Raw genomic sequence first — 18,012 nt, forward strand, 5'->3', positions numbered from 1 at the left:
TCATGTCTCTCGAGCGGTTGAAGCAGAAGTATCCGGGCGCCCAAACCTTCAGGTTCGGGGACGGACCGGACCTATGCGACCGGTTGACCGCCCTCGTCCGCGAAGGCAGGAAGACGGCCACATGCGACGCACTCCGCAGCTTCGAAACCGGCGGCGAGGCCATGCCGGTGACCGGACGCCGGGACATCGCCCTGAACTGGGATGGCTCGCCTGCTCTCGTCATCGAAACCACGGATGTCACGACCCGTAAATTTTGCGACGTCGGCGAAGACTTCGCCCTCGCCGAGGGGGAAAACGATGACCTTGCCGGCTGGCAACGGGACCACCAAACGTATTTCGAAAGAAACGGCGGTTTCGATCCCGAAATGGACCTGGTCTGCGAGCGGTTCAGGGTCGTCGAAGACCTTCATCCCGGCCCGAAGGGAGGTTAGCGGCATGGCACCAATTCAGATCCTCGTCGGAGACATCACCAGAATGGAAGTCGACGCCATCGTCAATGCCGCCAACTCGTCGCTGCTCGGCGGCGGCGGGGTCGACGGCGCGATCCACCGCGCCGCCGGTCCGGAGCTTCTGGCCGAATGCCGGACTCTCGGCGGCTGCGAGACCGGAGATGCGAAGATCACGGGCGGCTATAACCTGCCCGCCCAATACGTCATCCACACGGTCGGTCCGATCTGGCACGGCGGCAACGATGGCGAGCCGGACCTGCTTGCCTCCTGCTATGCCACATCGCTCAGGCGCGGCGCCGAAAAGGGCTGCAGGACCTTTGCCTTCCCGGCGATTTCGACCGGCGTCTACGGCTATCCTGCCGACCAGGCGGCGGACATCGCCGTCAGCACAATCCGCGAGACACTGACCGACCTGCCCCAGGTCAAAAAAGTGATCCTCGTCGCCTTCGACGCTTCCAGCAAAACCCACCTCGAAACCGCTTTGAGGAGAGCTCAATCGTGATGTTCAGGAAAATCCTCATTGCCAACCGAGGCGAGATCGCCTGCCGGGTGATGCAGACCGCCAAAAGGCTCGGCATTCGCACCGTCGCCGTCTATTCCGATGCGGACGCCAATGCGAAACACGTCGCCATGGCCGACGAGGCCTACCGGCTCGGCCCTGCGCCCGTTGGCGAAAGCTATCTCAAGATCGATGCGATCATCGACGCCTGCCGCCGGAGCGGCGCGGAGGCGGTGCATCCGGGCTACGGCTTCCTGTCGGAGAACCCGGTCTTCGTCGACGAACTCACAAAGGCCGGCATTGCCTTCATCGGCCCGAGCGCCGACGCAATCCGCGCCATGGGCCTGAAAGACGCCGCCAAGGCGCTGATGGTCGAAGCCGGCGTGCCGGTCGTGCCCGGCTATCACGGCGACAACCAGGATCCGGCGTTCCTGAAGGACCAGGCCGATCAGATCGGCTATCCGGTGCTGATCAAGGCCCGCGCGGGCGGCGGCGGCAAGGGCATGCGCCGGGTCGACAATCCGAAGGACTTCCTGAGCGCTTTGGAAGGGGCCCAGCGCGAGGGCGAGGCCAGCTTCGGCGACGGCCGGGTGCTGATCGAGAAATACCTCACCAAGCCGCGGCACATCGAGATCCAGGTCTTCGGCGACAGCCACGGCAATGCCGTCCACCTGTTCGAGCGCGACTGCTCGCTGCAGCGCCGCCATCAGAAGGTGATCGAGGAAGCCCCGGCCCCGGACATGCCGGAAGACATGCGCAAGGCCATGGGCGAGGCCGCCGTCACTGCCGCCAGGGCGATCAACTATTCCGGCGCGGGAACCATCGAGTTCATTGCCGATGTCTCCGAGGGACTGAGCGCCGACCGGTTCTATTTCATGGAAATGAACACCCGGCTTCAGGTGGAACACCCGGTGACCGAAATGATCACCGGCGAGGATCTGGTTGAGTGGCAGCTTCAGGTCGCTGCCGGCAATCCCCTGCCCAAGACCCAGGAGGAGATCACCTTCTCCGGCTGGGCTTTTGAAGCCCGCCTCTACGCGGAAGACGCGCCCAAGGGCTTCCTGCCCGCGATCGGCACGCTCTCCCATCTGCGCTTCCCGGAAGAAACCGCGCGGATCGACAGCGGCGTGCGTCCCGGCGACGAGATCACGCCCTTCTACGATCCGATGATCGCCAAGGTGATCGTCCATGGCGCAACCCGCGATGCGGCTCTCGCCAAGCTGCTTGCCGCATTGGAGGAAACGGAGGTCGCCGGCTGCGTGACCAACGCGGCCTTCCTGGCAAGCCTGTGCCGTCACCAGGGCTTTTCCAAAGGCGACGTCGATACCGGCCTGATCGACCGTGACCTGCAAAGCCTGATCGCGGAACCGGAACCGTCCGACGAGGCCATTGCGCTTGCCGCGCTTGCGGCCCTTGGCCTGACCGAACCGCGCAAAGGCACCGATCCCTGGGACAGCCTTGCGGGCTGGCGCATGTGGAGCGCGTCGCGCCAATATGCGCTTCTGGAAATCGACGGCGAGCGCCGCGATGTCGAGGTGCACGCGCTCGGAGCCCGGCGTTTTGCCGTTCATCTGGGTGGCGAACCGCAGATATACGACCTGCGCGAAATCAGCGGCGGCACCATCGTCTTCAACTGCAACGGCGCCCGGCGGTCGGCGTCGATTGCCATGGGACACGACGATGTCACCGTGTTCTTCGGCGGCATTGCCCGCAGCTTCGGCCTGCCGGATCGTCTTGCGGGCGAGGACGAGGCCGCCGGTGCAGGCGATCAGGTCATTGCGCCGATGCCGGGCCTTGTGAAGCTGCTGCAGGGCAAGCCCGGCGACACGGTCACCCGGGACCAGCCGCTTATTGTCCTGGAAGCCATGAAGATGGAGCACACGCTTAAGGCCCCGCGCGACGGGGTGATCGGCGAGGTGCTGGTCGCTGCAGGCGAGCAGGTTCAGGACGGCACCGTGCTCCTGATGCTTCAGGAGGAGGAAAGTGATGCTGCCTGAGGCCTCGACCTACGAGGAGCTCGCCAGCCGCTTCTCCTGGGACATTCCGGACGCCTTCAATATCGGCACGGCGGTTTGCGACGCCTGGGCAGACAGGGAACCGGATCGCGAAGCGCTTGTCTTTGCCGAAGAAGGCGGCGAAGCCACAAGTTACAGCTACGCCGACCTGAAACGGCTTTCCAACCAACTCGCCAATCTGTTCGCGTCACGGGGCATCCAGCCGGGCGACCGGGTAGGCGTGCTGCTGCCGCAGACCCCGGAAACCGCCTTCGCCCATATCGCGGCGCTCAAGCTCGGCGCGATAACGATTCCGCTGTTCACCCTCTTCGGCGACGAGGCCCTGTCCTATCGCCTGGGCAATTCCGGCGCGAAACTGGTGGTGACCGATACCGGCGGCGCGGCGAAGCTGGAAAAGACCCGGCACGAGTTGCCCGAGCTGCAGACGGTCTTCAGCATCGACGGCGCCCTGCATGGTGCCGAGCATCTGGCCCCCGCCATGGCGGACCAGGCCGAAACCTTTAAACCAAAGCAGACCAAAGCCGACGACCCGGCGATCATCATCTACACCTCCGGCACCACCGGCCAGCCCAAGGGCGCCCTGCACGGTCACCGCGTGTTGCTCGGCCACCTGCCGGGCGTGGAGATGAGCCACGATTTCCTGGGCCGGCCCGGCGACCGCATCTGGACCCCGGCCGACTGGGCCTGGATCGGCGGGTTGCTCGACGTGCTCATGCCGGCGCTTTATCTCGGCGTTCCTGTCGTTGCCTGCCGGTTCAGGAAATTCACGCCAGAGGCCGCCTTCGATCTGCTGGAACGGCAGAAGATCCGCAACACCTTCCTGCCGCCCACCGCGCTCAAGATGATGCGCCAGGTGGAAAATCCGGAGACACGCTGGAAGCTGGACCTGCGCTCGGTTGCCTCCGGGGGCGAAACCCTGGGCGCGGAACTGATCGGCTGGGGCCGCAAGACCTTCGGCCTGACCATCAACGAGTTCTACGGCCAGACCGAATGCAACATGATCGTCTCCAGTTCTTCGGCGATTATGGAAGCCCGCCCCGGCATCATGGGCCGTGCCGTGCCCGGCCACGACGTCAACGTGGTCGATGACAAGGGCAACGTGCTTGGTGACGACGAACTCGGCAATATCGCCGTGCGGCGCCCCGATCCGGTGATGTTCCTCGGCTACTGGAACAACCCGGACGCGACGCAGAAGAAATTCGCCGGCGACTGGCTGCTGACCGGCGACACCGGCATGCGTGACGACAAGGGCTGGATCCGCTTCGTCGGCCGCGACGACGATGTCATCACCTCGTCCGGCTACCGCATCGGACCGGGAGAAATCGAGGACTGCCTGTTGAAACACCCCGTCGTCGCCCTTGCCGGCGTCGTCGGCAAGCCGGATCCGCAGCGGACAGAGATCGTCAAGGCCTTCATCGTGCTGAAGGACGGCGTGACCGGCAGCGACGAATTGGCGAAGGAAATTGCCGATTTCGTCAAAACCCGCCTTGCGGCGCACGAATATCCGCGCGAAATCAGCTTCGTCGACGCTTTGCCGATGACCACCACCGGCAAGGTGATCCGCCGCGAATTGCGCGACCGCGCCACACAAGAAACGAAAGCCTGAGACATGTCCGACTTCGTCACCATCTTCGAAATGGGCCCGCGTGACGGGTTGCAGAACGAAAAGACCTTCGTTCCGACCGAAGACAAGATCCGGCTGGTCGACATGCTGTCGGATTGCGGTTTCCGCAAGATCGAGGTCACCAGCTTCGTCAGCCCCAAATGGGTGCCGCAGATGGCCGATGCAGCCGAGGTCATGGAAGGCATCCACCGCCATCCGGGCGTCTTCTACACGGCGCTGACCCCGAACGTGAAAGGCTATACGGCGGCCCGCAACGCATCCGTCGACGAGGTCGCCATTTTCGGCGCGGCCTCGGAAGGCTTTTCCAAGAAGAACATCAACTGCTCCGTAGCCGAAAGCATCGAGCGCTTCACGCCGCTGATTGAAAAAGCCCATGAGGATGGCCTGCCGGTCCGCGGCTACATCTCCTGCGTTACCGACTGCCCCTATGACGGACCGACCCCACCGGAAGCGGTCGCCCGGGTCGCCAAGCTGCTTTACGAACTCGATTGCTATGAAATCTCCCTCGGCGACACCATCGGCGCCGGCACGCCTGAGACGATCGCGCGCATGCTCGACGCGGTTCTGGCCGAGGTGCCGGCCGACCGCCTTGCCGGCCATTACCACGACACCAAGGGCCGGGCGCTGGAAAACATCGAGGTCAGTCTCGACAAGGGCCTGCGCACCTTCGATTCCGCCATCGGCGGTCTTGGCGGCTGTCCCTATGCGCCGGGCGCCAAAGGCAATGTCGCGACCGAGGCAGTCGCGGACCTGATGGTCCGGAAAGGCTACGAGACCGGCCTCGACAGGGAAAAACTGGCAGAGGCAGCGGCCTTCGCCCGAAGCCTGAGGAGCGACAGCGAATGACTTTTGAAACCATTGCGATCACGACCGACGAACGCGGTGTCGCGACCCTTCTCCTGAATCGTGCCGACAAGCACAATTCCCTGTCCGCCAAAATGATCGACGAACTGGCGGAAGCCGCCCGGCTGCTTGCCGCCGATCCGAAGGTGCGCGTGGTCGTCCTCACCGGCGCCGGAGCAAGCTTTTGCGCGGGCGGCGATCTCGGTTGGATGCGCGAGCAGTTCGCCGCCACCCGCGAAACCCGCATGGCCGAGGCGCGCAAACTCGCATTGATGCTGAAAGCGCTCAACGAACTGCCCAAGCCGCTGATCGGCCGGGTGCAGGGCCAGGCCTTCGGCGGCGGCATCGGCATGATGAGTGTCTGCGACACGGCGGTCGCCGTCGAGGACGCCAAATTCGGCCTGACCGAAGTCCGTCTCGGCCTGATCCCGGCGACGATCAGCCCCTATGTTCTGGCCCGCATGGGCGAGGGCAAGGCGCGCCGCGTGTTCATGTCAGCGCGGATCTTCGGCGCACAGGAGGCACGGGATCTCGATCTCCTGGCAAAGGTGGTTCCGGCGGACCAGCTGGACGCAGCGATAGAAGCGGAAATCAAACCCTATCTTGCCGCGGCACCCGCAGCCGTTGCCGCCAGCAAGGCGCTGGCGCGGTCTCTGGGACCGGACATGTCCGACGCGGTCATCGACGACACCATCCGCCGCCTCGCGGACACCTGGGAAACTCCGGAAGCCCGGGAAGGCATCTCCGCCTTTTTCGACAAGCGCAAGCCGAACTGGGTCGCCTAGAGCGAGTTGCGCGCCTTCCCGGCACGTGAGACTCAAAAAACCCGTTTCCCTCTCATTGTCATCCCGGCCGGAGCGCCAGCGCAGAGCCGGGACCGGCGAGCCGAGCCGTAACGGGGGAATTTCGAATCAAGCCCGCGATGAAGGGGCTCCCCGGTCCCGGACAAAGCCTGACGGCTTTTCCGGGATGACGACCGATAGAGGCTTTGAACCCGATCAGCTCTTGTTCAGCCGGTATTTGCGGACCGTGGCCGCGATGCGGGCGACATCGAGCTGTTCGGTCTCCGGCTCTGGCGTCCGGCCGTAAAGCTTTTCGCGGGTCTTGCGGATTTTCTTGCGCTCGCGGTCGCTCAGGCCTTCCGGCAGATCCACCCCGGCGCGGTCCATGCCGATCAGAATCCGTTGCAGATCGGGGATCACTTCCGAGGACACCGCGAATTGCGACCCGTCCTTGCGGGTGAAGACCAGGGTCTTGGTCTGTTTCGCACCCGACAACAGCGCCACCTTCCCGCGGCTCGCGGAGCCGACGGCCGAAAGCAGCCAGCCGATGCCGCCCCGCGCGCTCCAGACCCGCACGCGAACCCCTTTCAGGTCCACGTAAGGCACCCGCGCCCGAAGGCCGAGCTGGGCGAATTCGAAGCCATTGCCGAAAAAGCGCATCCACGACGTTTCCTGGCGCACCGCGATCATGAAGATCGGGAACGACAGGCTGGCCGGCACGAGCAGGACCGCGAACAGCACCAGACCTGCGCCTGCCCCATAGATCGCGCCGAGGAATGACAGGGAAAACAGCGAAATCCCGACAAAAAATCCGATTCCGTCCGTGACCCAGACCGGCGGTCTCGGCACCGGCTTCACCGCCCCCTTCGGCACCTTCGGCCGTGGCATGGCGGTATAGATACCGATCCCGGCGATCAGGCAAAGCAGGCCGCTCAGCGGGCTCAGGAAACTGAGCGCGCCGACAATGCCGAGCACGCCGAGAAAAAGCGGCAGCAGGCGTCTTAGAAGCTCGAGTTTCGCTGTCCTGCCCAAAATGGCCTCCGGTTGACCGGGCTTGAGGACCCGGATCGTGATGCGCACCCTGATTCGGTCCTCTGAATTGACGGCAACAAAAGTGAATCCGCTTTACCCGCAGGTCAAGAAATCTCCGGCCTTCCTCTGGGGATTCCCTTTTGCGCAAGGCAAGCCTGAAAACCGTCTCCGGTCATGAACGCAATCTGAACGGCCGGTTCAGTCCGGGTTCCGGATGCGGTTGCTAATCCTGTTCCTGTCATCAGCAAGCGGCGCTGCCGCAGCACACCAGAGCAGAGGAAGTAACACAATGACCCGGAAATTCATCATCTCGACCGCAACCGCCATTGCCCTGAGCGTTTTCGCAGCCCCCGCCATGGCCGGCGGCATCACCATCGACCAGTTCGGCTTCGGCAATTCCGCCGGCGGCGAACAGGTCGGCTTCAACAACATCATCGGCATCTTCCAGAACGGCCTGCACAACAATTCGGTCACCCACCAGTTCGGCAACCACAACACAGCCGCCATCGGCCAGGACGGCATCAACAACGACGCAGACATCTGGCAGAACGGCCATGGCAATTCCGGCGGCGTCGGCCAGTTCGGCGCGAACCACACCGCGGTCCTGACCCAGGACGGCAACGGCAACGTGGCCGCCGGCGTTCAGGTCGGCAACGGCTGCAACGCCAATGTCTCCCAGTCCGGCGGCGGCAATGTCGCGGCCTTTGTCCAGACCTGCCCGTAACCCCGGTCCGGCATATCTCCCAACGATACCCTCGACGGACCGGGCCCGGTCCCGGCCGTCGCCGGAAAGGAAAGCGCCATGTTGAAATATTCCAGACCCGCCCTCGCCGGCATCCTCGTCGCCCTTGCAGGCGTAACCCTGTGGACGGCCGGCGACAGCCAGGCAGGCAGCGAAACCGCCCGCTGCGACATCACCGGAACCGTCAACGGCGGCATGATCGCCCTTGCCGGCCATGTGGACGCCGGCCCCGAAGTGTCCGGCACCTACCGGCTCACCGTTCAGGGCTCCGGCGGCAGCGGCAACACCAGCATCAGCCAGGGCGGCCGGTTCACCACCTCAGCCGATGGCTCCGCCACGCTTGGCAAGGTGATGCTCGGCAACTCCGGTGCCGTCTATGAAGCGGACCTCAAGATCGCCATCGGCAGCGAAACCCGCAGCTGCTCGGAAACCTTCGGCGGCCGCATCTGATCAACCCTGTCCAGTATTCGACCCATTTCAGACCCTGAAGAGAGAAGACCCATGAAAACCGCAATCGCAAAAACCCTCACGGCAGCCACCATTGCCACCTTCGTTTCCATCGGCTCGGCCTTTGCCGGCGGCTCGATTTCCTTCAACGTCGCCCCGACCGACGCCGATCAGGCCACTGCCGTGCGCGCCGGCCTGGCCATGTATTCCGTCTTCAACGGCATCAAGCAGGGCGGCGGCATCAGGCAGAACGGCTTCGGTAACATGGCCGGTGTGCTGCAGAACGGCCTCGGCAACAACGCCATCGTGCATCAGGAAGGCAATGGCCATAACGGCACCATCCAGCAGAACGGCAACAACAATTCCTACGGCCTGTTCCAGTTCGGCCAGGGCACCGACGCCCATATTGCCCAGAACGGCAACGGCCAGACCGGCGCCACCTTCCAGTTCGGCTGGTAAGACAATGCCTGACAAAATCCGACCCGGCGGCCTGTGACATGTGCCGCCGGGTTTTTTGTCTATTGCAGGATCTGCAATTTTTCCTCAAGGCGTTCGCGGATCTGTCCCGCCCCGGGATCTGCAGTTCCCTGCGTTGCCACAGAGATGAGAAGGATGGCGTTTTGCTCTTCGAGCACCACCGTCCTGGTAGAAACCGTCAACACTTCACCCGTTTCCTCACCCGTGGCCATGGACGTGGCCTTGGTCTCTCCCTGGCCGCTCGCCGTCATCCGCCCCCTCCATTCGGACTCCACCACCTGATAAGTCGGCAACGCGATTCCATAGCCTTCCATGGACAGGTTCAGGGTCCAGGTCGGATCCTCGCTCTTGATATCGGCCTCCCAGGCTTTTTGCGTTCGCACCCCGTCGAGCGCCGCAAGCGCTTCCGCCTTTGCCGCTTCATACCCCGGTGATTGCACAACCTTTCCAGCCTCCTGAGAGGCTTTTCTGCTGTTCCAGACTTCCTGTTCGAACGTGAGGTAACCAAGCGTCGCCCTTTCCAAACGCCTTAAATGGGCGGCGCGATCCTCATCGTTCTTGAAGTTCGCCCCCGGCATCTCCGCCCAGAATTCCGTGTGCATTTCCTTCGAGAGCTAGCCGCCGATCTTCAAGGCAGCTTCCCAGATCTCCCATTGCCGGGCAGATAATTCCGCTTCCGCACGCGCAGGGATGCAAAGGAGCAGCCCCATGACGAGCGGGAGAAGAAGGCTCCTGACAAACGTTGACACCATGTTCATGCACCCCCAGGTTGTTCTTTCTTTGTTCTTCTTGCAACCAAACTCTCCGTTGTCAATCAGCGGAGTCAGGATCGGCCGGGAAGCCCGAAAACTCGGATAACGGCAATACGTCTGAACATTCAGATACTTGATAATTAACCGGAATTCGCAATTCAAAATAATTGTGGAACGGGTCGGTTCAGTGAAATCGAACAAATTTCATAAGCTTAGTTGAAAGGAATTTGCGGTATGTCTGCCTTCCAGTTCGCGCTGTGTAGAGATTTTCATGCTACCTATAGTATTAGACTTTATGGCCTCGAACGCGGTGTCGTTTTTGCAGGAAGAACTTCGGTCGCAGGGTTTGTTTCTAAGATCAGGCGACGATTTTTCCGAATTTTCCGGATCTCTGCGAGGCATTGACAGAAGTTTGACCGAGCATTTTTCGGTTCAGTATCAGACCATCATGCCGCCGCAGGGGTTCTGGATCATGCTGACCGACGAATGGGGGATACCGGTGGGCACGGTGGCGGCCCGCCTGGACGATCTCGGCCCCACGTCCCTGGCCGATTTCTGGAAAATCTACCTGCCGAGAACCTACACGGCCGAAGATGGAAAACCGGTCGAACTGAAGGAGCGGCAACCGTCTTTCTGTCAGGAAACCCGGGGACGGATCATCTATCTGGGGGAAATGTGGGTGGCGGAACGGTATCGCCATCGCGGGGTCGCCGCCACGCTTGCCAAGCTCATCCAGATCAAGGCGTTCCAGCGCTTTTCACCGGTAACGGGCCTCTACGTCTGGATGCGGCCCCAGCATGCGTCGTCCGGTTTTGCCCAGGCCTGCGGCTTCCAGACAATCGTGCCGGACGCCATCAAATGGTCCAGGCCGCCTGCGGCGCGGGATAAAAATGTTTCCGTGAGTGAACTATGGCTGGCAGGAAATTCTGCCGCGGCGCTTTCCGATCTTGTTTACGACCTGTCAGACGAGATTCAACGAGGTTGGTAGTCAGCAACAGGTGGCGCACGCCCTTCGGGTTGCGGTAGGGCAGGATCAGCCGCTCATACAGCAGATCGAAGGTATCGCCCTGCTCGTTCGTATAGTTCGACGCGACAATGGAATAGTTCGGGATCCGGTTCACCGCGGCATCGCGGTAGGCCAGATGGGCGAAGCGCCGGTAATCTTCGCCGATACACTCGTCGATCGCGACGAGATCTTCGGCATCCTTCCCGGTCACCGATGCGGTCAGCGTATTGACGCCACAGCTCAGGATGGGAGGCGTGATGCTGCCGTGATCGGCACCGTCGAACCAGACGACATCCCTCGCGAACTTGATCAGTTCCGCGTCCGGGGTACCCTTGGTTCTGGACCAGTGCCTGAAAAGATCCCGTGCCCGTTCTCCACCTGCGCCGTGGGGGATGTAGCTGGGGTTCAGGAACTCAATGAATCTCTGTGTCATTCGTGGAGTTCAACTGGCTACGCGCGAGCATCAGGTCTTTCCGGCACTCGGACAAGATCAACGCCTTATCGTCTCGCGTCAGGTTGTCCAGGCTCGGCAATCCTGTGATGTTAACGACATGTGACAGCACAGAATAGAAGATACCGAGACTATCCACCTCCTTCACGAAACAATCGAATGCTTCGTCAACATTGCTGCCTGCCTGTTCATATGTTTTTTCGGGAGAATAATCCATCTAACACCATGCTAATCTAGATTTCTTTACACCCCGGTCTTCCTTTCCATCATACGGCGCAAATGGAAAGAAACCTTTACCGGTCTGTAATCCAAGGGACAATTTCTCCAGGTGTCCCAAGCGAAATGCGCTTGTTCCGGCAGCCCTGGTTCAAATGCCCAAATGCAGGCTGTGACCGACCCGCGTGAAATTCACGTGATCGACACGCTTCAAGTATCGGCAGCATTATCTGCACGCACTCGTAAAAAGTTCCGAGCGAGGCGACATCTAAAGGTTGCAGTGCACTGCGGCAACCCCTATCCGGAGCCATGCTTTTCAATTGGTAAACCGGGACCGGAAATATCAAGGCAGTTCATCACACTGGCCGGTCAGAAGCTCAGCTGATCAGCTTCCCAAACCATGGCTCAGGGTACTTCGACCTGAATTGGATAACATGGCAAGCAATCGACACCCTTCAGCGTAAGGATGTAGCTCCGTTACAAACTGGTGGCCCGGATCGCTGCCGGTTTTTCTGGATAGCGAAAGCCGCTTGGATAAAACGACGAAGGTCCTAAACAGTCTTTTGTTCAGGCTCCTGGATTTAGCGTCCGAACCCAGCCGAGTAGGGCAGCCAGGTCGCAAGCTGGGGGAAGAGAACCAGAATGAGCAGCCCGACGATCATCAGCAGCACGTAGGGAAACGCGCCACGTACCACATCGGACAAGGGCGCATCGGTGATGCCCTTGATGACGAACAGGTTCATTCCGACTGGCGGGGTGATCATTGCCAGCTCCAGATTGATCATCAGCAGAACGCCATACCAGACGAGATCGATATCCAGCGCGTGCATGGTTGGCAGCAGGATCGGCGTGGTGATCAGGATGATTGCGACGGATTCGAAGAACATGCCCATGATGAAGATCATGACCATGACGGCCAGCATGAAGCCGAACGGTCCGAGGCCCATATGAGAGACCATCTCGGTCACGCCGACCGGAAGCCGGATGATCGTGATGGCATGCCCGAACATCGCGGCGCCTGCGATGATCATGAACACCATCATCGAGGTCTTCATGGATTCATAGGCGCAATGCCAGAGATCGTGGAAGCCGAAATTCCGATAGACAAGCACGGCGACAAGCAGCGCATAGACCGATCCGGCCGCGGCGGCCTCGGCAGCCGTGAAGATGCCGAAGTAGATGCCGCCCATGACCACCGGCGGCGCCAGAACCGCCCAGATCGACTTCCGGATGGCCGTAATTATTTTATCGCCCCCGGCAAAGGGAGGCCGCTCGCCGCCGCGCAGCGTCGCGCTGATGACCGAGTAGGCCGCAAAGATAAGCGCCAGGAGAACCCCCGGTATGATCCCGGCCAGAAACAGCGCCCCGATCGAGGCCTCCGATACAATCGCATAGAGGATCATCGGGCCTGACGGCGGGATCAGAATGCCCAGGGTGCCTCCGGCTGCAACGACGCCTAGCGCTTCCCTTTTCGGATATCCGAAGCGTCGCATCTGCGGGATCGCGCTCGATCCGACCGAAAGCGCCGTTGCGACGGAAGATCCTGAAATGGCCGCGAATATCGTACATGCCATGACGGTCGCGACGCCGAGACCTCCGCGCACATGACCGATCAGGGTGTGGGCCATGTCGTAAAGGTCGTCGATTACCTTGGCGCGTATCATCACGTTCGCCATGAAGACAAACAGCGGGATGGTCGTCAGGATCGGTTTGTCCAGATGCGCGTAAACCGTGTCTGCGACCGAACCGATGTTGCCTTCGAAAATAAGCAGGATCGCAGTTGCCGTGAGACCGAGCGCCGCAAAGATCGGAATGCCCGTCAGAAGAAGCAGGATCAGGCCGGCGAAGATGAGCAGCGCCGTCATTCCTGCGTTCCCCGGAACATGCGTCCAAGAAGCCGCGCGACAGCGAACAGCGCCAGAAGCACTCCACCGACGAGCAAGGGCACCTGCGGAATCCACGATGCGATCTCGATCGACCCGGAGGTGTAGGATTCGAAGCTGATCGCGAAATCAATCGCGTGCCAGGTGCTGACCATGAGGACAGCGGCGAAAGCGATCACGCAGACGTCACTCCAGATTGCTTGCACCTTGCGCAAGGATCGCGGCAACCGTCCGGTCAGAAGATCGATCGAAATATGGTTTCCACCTCTGTAGGCTTCCGTCACGCCGAACATGACGAGAGCGACAAGGACATAACCAGTCAGGTCATCGATCCATACCGGCGGCCGGTTCAGGACATATCGCATGAAGACGGAATAGGTCGTCAGGCACAAAACCACGAGGATGAGAATCGCGCTGATGGCGCCGCCGAGCCAGACGATCGGCGCGGCTATGCGTTCCGGAAGCGGGGCGGCCTTGGCCGCCCCGTGTGCATCAGTTCTCGGTGACATGGCCTCACGAGCCTGAACGAAGTTTGTCGATCAACTCAAGCAGCTTCTGGCTGTCCGGGTCATCTGCCTTGAAGGCCGCATCGAACGCAGGGCGCATGACGGCTTCCATGGCCGCGTTTTCTTCATCGGATGCAATGTGAACGCTGGCGCCCTTGGCTTCCAGTTCGCCAGGTGCCGCGGCAAGCGCACTCTGGGCGGCTTCGACCGCCCAGCCCGCGGCTTCGTGTCCTGCTTCGTCCAGAGCCTTCTTGGCCGTATCGGACAGGCCCGCATAAAATTGCGGGTTCAGATATCCGTGGAGGAACACGGAGATGACCGGGGAGACCACGAAATGATCCTGGACCTCATAGTATTTGCGCGAGACGGCGGCGTCGGTGCCGGTGATGGCGCCATCGAGAACACCGGTTGCAAGAGCCTGATAGACCTCTGATCCCGGCAGCGCTGTCGGCGAAGCGCCGAGAGCCGCAAGGCCCGCATCGAAGGCCGGCGTCAGGCCGCGAATTTTCATGCCCTCGAAATCAGACGGCTTCGAAAGGAACTTTCCTTTGGAAGTAAAGACCGAACTGTTCGTCTGGAACAGCCAGACGACATTCTCCACCCCTTTCGAGCGCAGCTTCTCTTCCAGGAAATTGGCCGCGTCCGAACCGTCCCAGTTCTTCCAGATTTTAAGATCCGAGAAGGCATAGGGCGCCGTGGTCACCGTCATGATCGGCAGGGTCTTGCCCCACTGGAACTGGACGGAAAATGCGCATTCGATGTTGCCTTTCGCGGTCGCGACGATGTTTTCCTTCGCGCCGACAAGGCTGTCGGCGCCGAAGATCTGCACGTCGATTTCTCCGTTCGACAGCTTTTCGACTTCGGCCGCCCAGCGGTCGATCACTTTCGCCACACTATGGGCCGGCGGCAGCTGGTGGCTGCAGCGCATTACGGTTTCAGCCGATGCGGCGGCCGTTCCACCAATGGCCATGACTGCTGCAAGAGCGGTCGATACGAGCAAGGATTTCATTTCGGGTTCCTCCCTATCAGGTCTTATATGAATGAGCGGCTCATGCCACCAGTCGGCTGCCTCCTCGCAGCCATGGGCTGTCAGGCAGCGCTTGCACGCCAGTCCAGCGATTTCGGCGGTCCTGCTTTCGCAAGCGCGCCATAAAGCGGTTCCTCCGGCATTGCCATCACCGGAATTGCGCGCATTTCGATGATTTTTTCCAGATCGATACCTGTGTCGAAGCCCATGGTTTCAACCAGATAGATCAGGTCCTCCAGCACCACGTTACCCGTTGCGCCCGGAGCAAAGGGGCAGCCGCCGAGACCTGCAAGTGAAGCGTCGATCACCCGGCAGCCGGCATCGATCGCAGCGGCGGCATTCGCGATGCCCATACCGCGCGTATCGTGAAGGTGTATGACGTAAGGCAGGTCACCGAACCGTTTTTCCATCCGCCGGCACATCGAAGCGACCTGGCGCGGACCGGCGAAGCCGACCGTATCGGCAAGACCGACCATGTCGGCACCGGCTTCGAAACACCGGTCGACCATCCGCATCACATCGTCCTCGGGGATCTTTCCGGAAAGGGAGCAGCCGAACGCCATGGCAATGCCGACGTTTATGATCGTGTCCTTGCCCGATGCGTCGCGGAGTTTCACCACGTTGGCAATCTCAGCCAGGCTCTGCTCCTGGGTGCGGCGTACATTGGCCTCGTTGTGGGCCTGGCTTGCGGACACCACAACGGTTATTTCTCCGACCGGCGTTGCCAGTGCATCGGTGGCGCCGCGCTGGTTCAGGGCCAAAGCAATGCCATGGGCATCGCCGTGCCTGTCGACGGCGGCATTGACGTCCCGGACATCGGCAAAGCGCGGCACCTTGTCAGCCGGCAGGAACGAACCGACCTCGAAGTAACGGAGACCGGCCGCATATTCCTGATCGATCCATTCGATCTTCTGAGCCGTTGTCGGCCAGTGTTTTGTGAGTTGCAGGCCGTCGCGCAATCCGACTTCCCGTATGGCGATACGGTTTGTTGGATAGGTATGCTGGAGATTCGGCATGGCTATTCCGCCGCCTCCACCTTGAGCGCGCCAAGTATCTCGGCATTGTTCTCGCCAATCGAAGGAATATCCACGCTCTCCGACACAATCGGGCGGCCGTTCATTTCAACGGGGAGAGCAGGCGCACGGAAGTCCTTCTTATCGGCGTAATGCGAGGTGAAGAGACCTCCAGGACGGTTGACGTGCGGGTCGTCATACATTTCCGCAGGGCGTGCGACGGGCGCAAACAGGAGGTCGTTCTCTTCCATGATCCGCACCATCTCGGCGAACGGATGGGCGGCAACCTTTTCTGCGATCTGTGGCAGGGTCCAGTCCCGGGCCGCGATCTGGTCGGGCCTTGATTGCAGGCGCGGATCGTCGAGCAGGTGCTCAAGTCCGAGGCCCTTGCAGAGCTTCTCCCACTGGCCGTCCGTCGCGGCTCCGACGAATATCTGCCGGCCGTCACGCGTCGGGAAAAGGTCGTAGACAGGCCACGAAAACACGCGTTCCGGCATGGGCGGAGATTCCGTCTCCTCGATGTCATACTGAACCATGTGCTGGGCGACGAGCAGCAGGCAGTTTTCGAAAAGGCCGGAGCGGATCGACGCGCCGTCGCCCGTTTTGTCCCTCGCGATCAAGGCGGCCAGAACACCGAATGCGGCAAAGAGACCGCCCATGATGTCATTCGCCGAGGAGCCAATGCGGAGCGGCCGACCGAGAGGCCCGGTCATGTAGGCCATGCCGGTCATCATCTGCACCACTTCGTCCATCGCTGCGCGATGTTCATAGGGGCCTTTGAGGAAGCCCTTGCAGGACGCAACGATGAGCCTGGGGTTTTTCTGGCGTAACTGCTCCGGCGCCAGACCCATCTTCGCCAACGTCTCGTCGCGGAAATTCTCGACGAAAACGTCGGCAGTCTTCAGCAGAGCGTGCAGCCTGGCGAGATCGTTCTCGTCCTTGATGTCGAGGGTGACGGATTTCTTGCCGCGGTTGAAGGTCGGAAAGAACCCGGCCCCCATGCCGGTCAGGTTCCTGGTCTTGTCACCGTCCGGCGGTTCGATCTTGATCACTTCGGCACCGAGAAACGCAAGGAACATGCCTGCCGACGGCCCCATGACCATATGGCTCATTTCGACCACGCGAAGGCCTTCCAGGGGACGTCCGGATGCCATCTCTTCCTCCTCAGATTTCTTGATGCAGGAATATGAAGAAAAGGAAGCGGTCGGAAAATAATATCCTTTAGAAGGATTCGTTCTCGAATATAGAATGCTTGAATGGACACCAGACAACTCAGATATTTCGTGGCCGTCTGCGAATTCCGGAACCTTTCGCATGCCGCCGATCACTGCAACACGGCCGCATCGGCGCTTAGCCATCACATAGCAAGTCTCGAAGCCGAACTCGAAACGAAGCTGTTCACCCGCAAGCCCAGGGGAATGGAACCCACGGCTGCCGGCTTGAAACTGCTTGCGCACGCGCAATTCATACTCTCGGCTTTCGAGACGGCTGCGTCGGACATCAAGCATGGCCTGGCGGAAGTCTCCGGCAACATCTCGATCGGCATGCCGTTCTCGGTGATCAATGTCATTGGAGGAGGGCTTATGCGGAAGGTCATCGAGGATCTTCCCCGGGTCAGATTGCTGATCAGGGAGGGGTTGTCAGCGCTGACCTACAACTCGCTTCTGACCGGGGAGGTCGAGGCCGCACTGATCTTCAATCCGCCGCCGGATTCTCAGACGCTGAGAACCCCGTTGCTCGAAGAAGAGCTCTTCTGCATCGGCCACAAGGATATCGTCGGGAGCTCCGACGATCCGATCAGGCTTGAAGATATGGCGGAACTGCCCGTCGCGCTCCTGCAAAGCGGGTCTTTGTCACGTGCCTTGGTCGACCGTCCGGCTGAATTGGTAAAGCTGGACTCGCAGGCCCGCATTCAACTGGCCTCGATCGCGGGTACGCTCAGCGCCCTGAAGGAAGGACTGGCGTGTACGTTGGCCCCCAAGGTTCTGGTCAGCGATGACCTGAAAAGCGGCAAGCTCGTCGCCCGTGTCGTGACCGACCCGAGGCTTGTCCGCACGCTCTACCTTGTCACGGCGCTGGATGCAAAGCCGACTTTCCTTCGTGAAAGGATCACTTCGCTCGTCGTCGATCTGGTGCGCGATGCGGTTCGCGAAAACCTTTGGGACGGCGCGCGGCTTATCGAATCCTGAATTTCGTTCGAACCGTTTCAGATGCACATCCGCGGCACGACGTTGGGCTCGAGCCTTAG

General features: G+C 61.0%; 18 protein-coding genes. 11 read left to right on the top strand and 7 right to left on the bottom strand.

Annotated features, from left to right (window positions below; genetic code table 11):
* Nucleotides 1–2 precede the first annotated feature (2 nt).
* The 6 genes from ACN0SO_RS20820 to ACN0SO_RS20845 are packed head-to-tail and all read left to right on the top strand — an operon-like array spanning nucleotide 3 to nucleotide 6,215.
* Nucleotides 3–431, top strand: a complete 429-nt coding sequence (locus tag ACN0SO_RS20820; RefSeq protein WP_417680684.1) for an ASCH domain-containing protein — start codon at nucleotides 3–5, stop codon at nucleotides 429–431.
* 4 nt (nucleotides 432–435) lie between these two features.
* On the top strand, nucleotides 436–951 hold the full coding sequence (locus ACN0SO_RS20825; protein WP_417680686.1) for an O-acetyl-ADP-ribose deacetylase: 516 nt from the start codon (nucleotides 436–438) through the stop codon (nucleotides 949–951).
* Nucleotides 951–2,945 (top strand): biotin carboxylase N-terminal domain-containing protein, encoded by a 1,995-nt coding sequence (locus tag ACN0SO_RS20830; RefSeq protein WP_417680934.1) that lies wholly within the window; start codon nucleotides 951–953, stop codon nucleotides 2,943–2,945. Before ACN0SO_RS20825 ends, ACN0SO_RS20830 begins: the two co-directional genes overlap by 1 nt.
* Nucleotides 2,935–4,569 (top strand): acyl-CoA synthetase, encoded by a 1,635-nt coding sequence (locus ACN0SO_RS20835; protein WP_417680688.1) that lies wholly within the window; start codon nucleotides 2,935–2,937, stop codon nucleotides 4,567–4,569. Before ACN0SO_RS20830 ends, ACN0SO_RS20835 begins: the two co-directional genes overlap by 11 nt.
* Nucleotides 4,570–4,572: 3 nt before the next feature.
* The gene (locus ACN0SO_RS20840) at nucleotides 4,573–5,433 is read left to right on the top strand and encodes a hydroxymethylglutaryl-CoA lyase (RefSeq protein WP_417680690.1); all 861 of its coding nucleotides are present in this window, start codon (nucleotides 4,573–4,575) and stop codon (nucleotides 5,431–5,433) included.
* A complete protein-coding gene (locus ACN0SO_RS20845; RefSeq protein WP_417680692.1) occupies nucleotides 5,430–6,215 on the top strand; it encodes a crotonase/enoyl-CoA hydratase family protein in 786 nt (261 codons plus the stop codon). Before ACN0SO_RS20840 ends, ACN0SO_RS20845 begins: the two co-directional genes overlap by 4 nt.
* 213 nt (nucleotides 6,216–6,428) lie before the next feature.
* Here the strand turns inward: ACN0SO_RS20845 and ACN0SO_RS20850 are convergent, their stop codons facing one another.
* Complete coding sequence (locus tag ACN0SO_RS20850) at nucleotides 6,429–7,292, bottom strand: hypothetical protein (RefSeq protein ID WP_417680694.1); 864 nt, start codon at nucleotides 7,290–7,292, stop codon at nucleotides 6,429–6,431.
* Nucleotides 7,293–7,533: 241 nt separating this feature from the next.
* Here ACN0SO_RS20850 and ACN0SO_RS20855 point away from each other — a divergent pair, with 241 nt between their 5' ends.
* From ACN0SO_RS20855 to ACN0SO_RS20865, 3 genes are all read left to right on the top strand, one after another.
* Nucleotides 7,534–7,968: a curlin gene (locus ACN0SO_RS20855; RefSeq protein ID WP_417680696.1), complete on the top strand. Its 435-nt coding sequence runs from the start codon at nucleotides 7,534–7,536 to the stop codon at nucleotides 7,966–7,968.
* Between the two features lie 78 nt (nucleotides 7,969–8,046).
* Nucleotides 8,047–8,436 (top strand): curli-like amyloid fiber formation chaperone CsgH, encoded by a 390-nt coding sequence (gene csgH, locus ACN0SO_RS20860; RefSeq protein ID WP_417680698.1) that lies wholly within the window; start codon nucleotides 8,047–8,049, stop codon nucleotides 8,434–8,436.
* A 51-nt stretch (nucleotides 8,437–8,487) separates the two neighbouring features.
* Nucleotides 8,488–8,892, top strand: a complete 405-nt coding sequence (locus tag ACN0SO_RS20865) for a curlin (RefSeq protein WP_417680700.1) — start codon at nucleotides 8,488–8,490, stop codon at nucleotides 8,890–8,892.
* A gap of 59 nt (nucleotides 8,893–8,951) precedes the next feature.
* Here ACN0SO_RS20865 and ACN0SO_RS20870 read toward each other — a convergent pair whose 3' ends face one another.
* Complete coding sequence (locus ACN0SO_RS20870) at nucleotides 8,952–9,512, bottom strand: hypothetical protein (RefSeq protein ID WP_417680701.1); 561 nt, start codon at nucleotides 9,510–9,512, stop codon at nucleotides 8,952–8,954.
* Between the two features lie 562 nt (nucleotides 9,513–10,074).
* On the opposite strand from ACN0SO_RS20870, the gene ACN0SO_RS20875 reads away from it, so the two are divergent.
* On the top strand, nucleotides 10,075–10,650 hold the full coding sequence (locus tag ACN0SO_RS20875; RefSeq protein WP_417680703.1) for a GNAT family N-acetyltransferase: 576 nt from the start codon (nucleotides 10,075–10,077) through the stop codon (nucleotides 10,648–10,650).
* 1,266 nt (nucleotides 10,651–11,916) lie between these two features.
* Here the strand turns inward: ACN0SO_RS20875 and ACN0SO_RS20880 are convergent.
* The 5 genes from ACN0SO_RS20880 to ACN0SO_RS20900 form a co-directional block, all read right to left on the bottom strand.
* Nucleotides 11,917–13,200, bottom strand: a complete 1,284-nt coding sequence (locus ACN0SO_RS20880; protein ID WP_417680705.1) for a TRAP transporter large permease — start codon at nucleotides 13,198–13,200, stop codon at nucleotides 11,917–11,919.
* Nucleotides 13,197–13,727, bottom strand: coding sequence for a TRAP transporter small permease (locus tag ACN0SO_RS20885; RefSeq protein WP_417680707.1), 531 nt, complete (start codon nucleotides 13,725–13,727; stop codon nucleotides 13,197–13,199). The genes ACN0SO_RS20880 and ACN0SO_RS20885 overlap by 4 nt, the downstream gene beginning before the upstream one ends.
* A 4-nt stretch (nucleotides 13,728–13,731) precedes the next feature.
* Nucleotides 13,732–14,733, bottom strand: a complete 1,002-nt coding sequence (gene dctP, locus ACN0SO_RS20890) for a TRAP transporter substrate-binding protein DctP (RefSeq protein ID WP_417680709.1) — start codon at nucleotides 14,731–14,733, stop codon at nucleotides 13,732–13,734.
* An 80-nt stretch (nucleotides 14,734–14,813) separates the two neighbouring features.
* Complete coding sequence (locus ACN0SO_RS20895; RefSeq protein ID WP_417680711.1) at nucleotides 14,814–15,767, bottom strand: hydroxymethylglutaryl-CoA lyase; 954 nt, start codon at nucleotides 15,765–15,767, stop codon at nucleotides 14,814–14,816.
* Between the two features lie 2 nt (nucleotides 15,768–15,769).
* Nucleotides 15,770–16,918: a CaiB/BaiF CoA transferase family protein gene (locus ACN0SO_RS20900; RefSeq protein WP_417680712.1), complete on the bottom strand. Its 1,149-nt coding sequence runs from the start codon at nucleotides 16,916–16,918 to the stop codon at nucleotides 15,770–15,772.
* A 102-nt stretch (nucleotides 16,919–17,020) separates the two neighbouring features.
* On the opposite strand from ACN0SO_RS20900, the gene ACN0SO_RS20905 reads away from it, so the two are divergent.
* Complete coding sequence (locus tag ACN0SO_RS20905; RefSeq protein ID WP_417680714.1) at nucleotides 17,021–17,953, top strand: LysR family transcriptional regulator; 933 nt, start codon at nucleotides 17,021–17,023, stop codon at nucleotides 17,951–17,953.
* Nucleotides 17,954–18,012 lie beyond the last annotated feature (59 nt).

It is taken from the genome of Roseibium sp. (assembly GCF_048260565.1).
Lineage (GTDB): Bacteria > Pseudomonadota > Alphaproteobacteria > Rhizobiales > Stappiaceae > Roseibium.

Bases quoted from the DNA above. Each gene is read 5' to 3' on its own strand.
- ACN0SO_RS20845 (WP_417680692.1), top strand. From the start codon at position 5,430: ATGACTTTTGAAACCATTGCGATCACGACCGACGAACGCGGTGTCGCG.
- ACN0SO_RS20870 (WP_417680701.1), bottom strand. From the start codon at position 9,512: ATGCACACGGAATTCTGGGCGGAGATGCCGGGGGCGAACTTCAAGAAC.
- ACN0SO_RS20895 (WP_417680711.1), bottom strand. From the start codon at position 15,767: ATGCCGAATCTCCAGCATACCTATCCAACAAACCGTATCGCCATACGG.
- dctP (WP_417680709.1), bottom strand. From the start codon at position 14,733: ATGAAATCCTTGCTCGTATCGACCGCTCTTGCAGCAGTCATGGCCATT.
- csgH (WP_417680698.1), top strand. From the start codon at position 8,047: ATGTTGAAATATTCCAGACCCGCCCTCGCCGGCATCCTCGTCGCCCTT.
- ACN0SO_RS20885 (WP_417680707.1), bottom strand. From the start codon at position 13,727: ATGTCACCGAGAACTGATGCACACGGGGCGGCCAAGGCCGCCCCGCTT.
- ACN0SO_RS20865 (WP_417680700.1), top strand. From the start codon at position 8,488: ATGAAAACCGCAATCGCAAAAACCCTCACGGCAGCCACCATTGCCACC.
- ACN0SO_RS20905 (WP_417680714.1), top strand. From the start codon at position 17,021: ATGGACACCAGACAACTCAGATATTTCGTGGCCGTCTGCGAATTCCGG.
- ACN0SO_RS20820 (WP_417680684.1), top strand. From the start codon at position 3: ATGTCTCTCGAGCGGTTGAAGCAGAAGTATCCGGGCGCCCAAACCTTC.
- ACN0SO_RS20880 (WP_417680705.1), bottom strand. From the start codon at position 13,200: ATGACGGCGCTGCTCATCTTCGCCGGCCTGATCCTGCTTCTTCTGACG.
- ACN0SO_RS20900 (WP_417680712.1), bottom strand. From the start codon at position 16,918: ATGGCATCCGGACGTCCCCTGGAAGGCCTTCGCGTGGTCGAAATGAGC.
- ACN0SO_RS20855 (WP_417680696.1), top strand. From the start codon at position 7,534: ATGACCCGGAAATTCATCATCTCGACCGCAACCGCCATTGCCCTGAGC.
- ACN0SO_RS20830 (WP_417680934.1), top strand. From the start codon at position 951: ATGTTCAGGAAAATCCTCATTGCCAACCGAGGCGAGATCGCCTGCCGG.
- ACN0SO_RS20840 (WP_417680690.1), top strand. From the start codon at position 4,573: ATGTCCGACTTCGTCACCATCTTCGAAATGGGCCCGCGTGACGGGTTG.
- ACN0SO_RS20835 (WP_417680688.1), top strand. From the start codon at position 2,935: ATGCTGCCTGAGGCCTCGACCTACGAGGAGCTCGCCAGCCGCTTCTCC.
- ACN0SO_RS20825 (WP_417680686.1), top strand. From the start codon at position 436: ATGGCACCAATTCAGATCCTCGTCGGAGACATCACCAGAATGGAAGTC.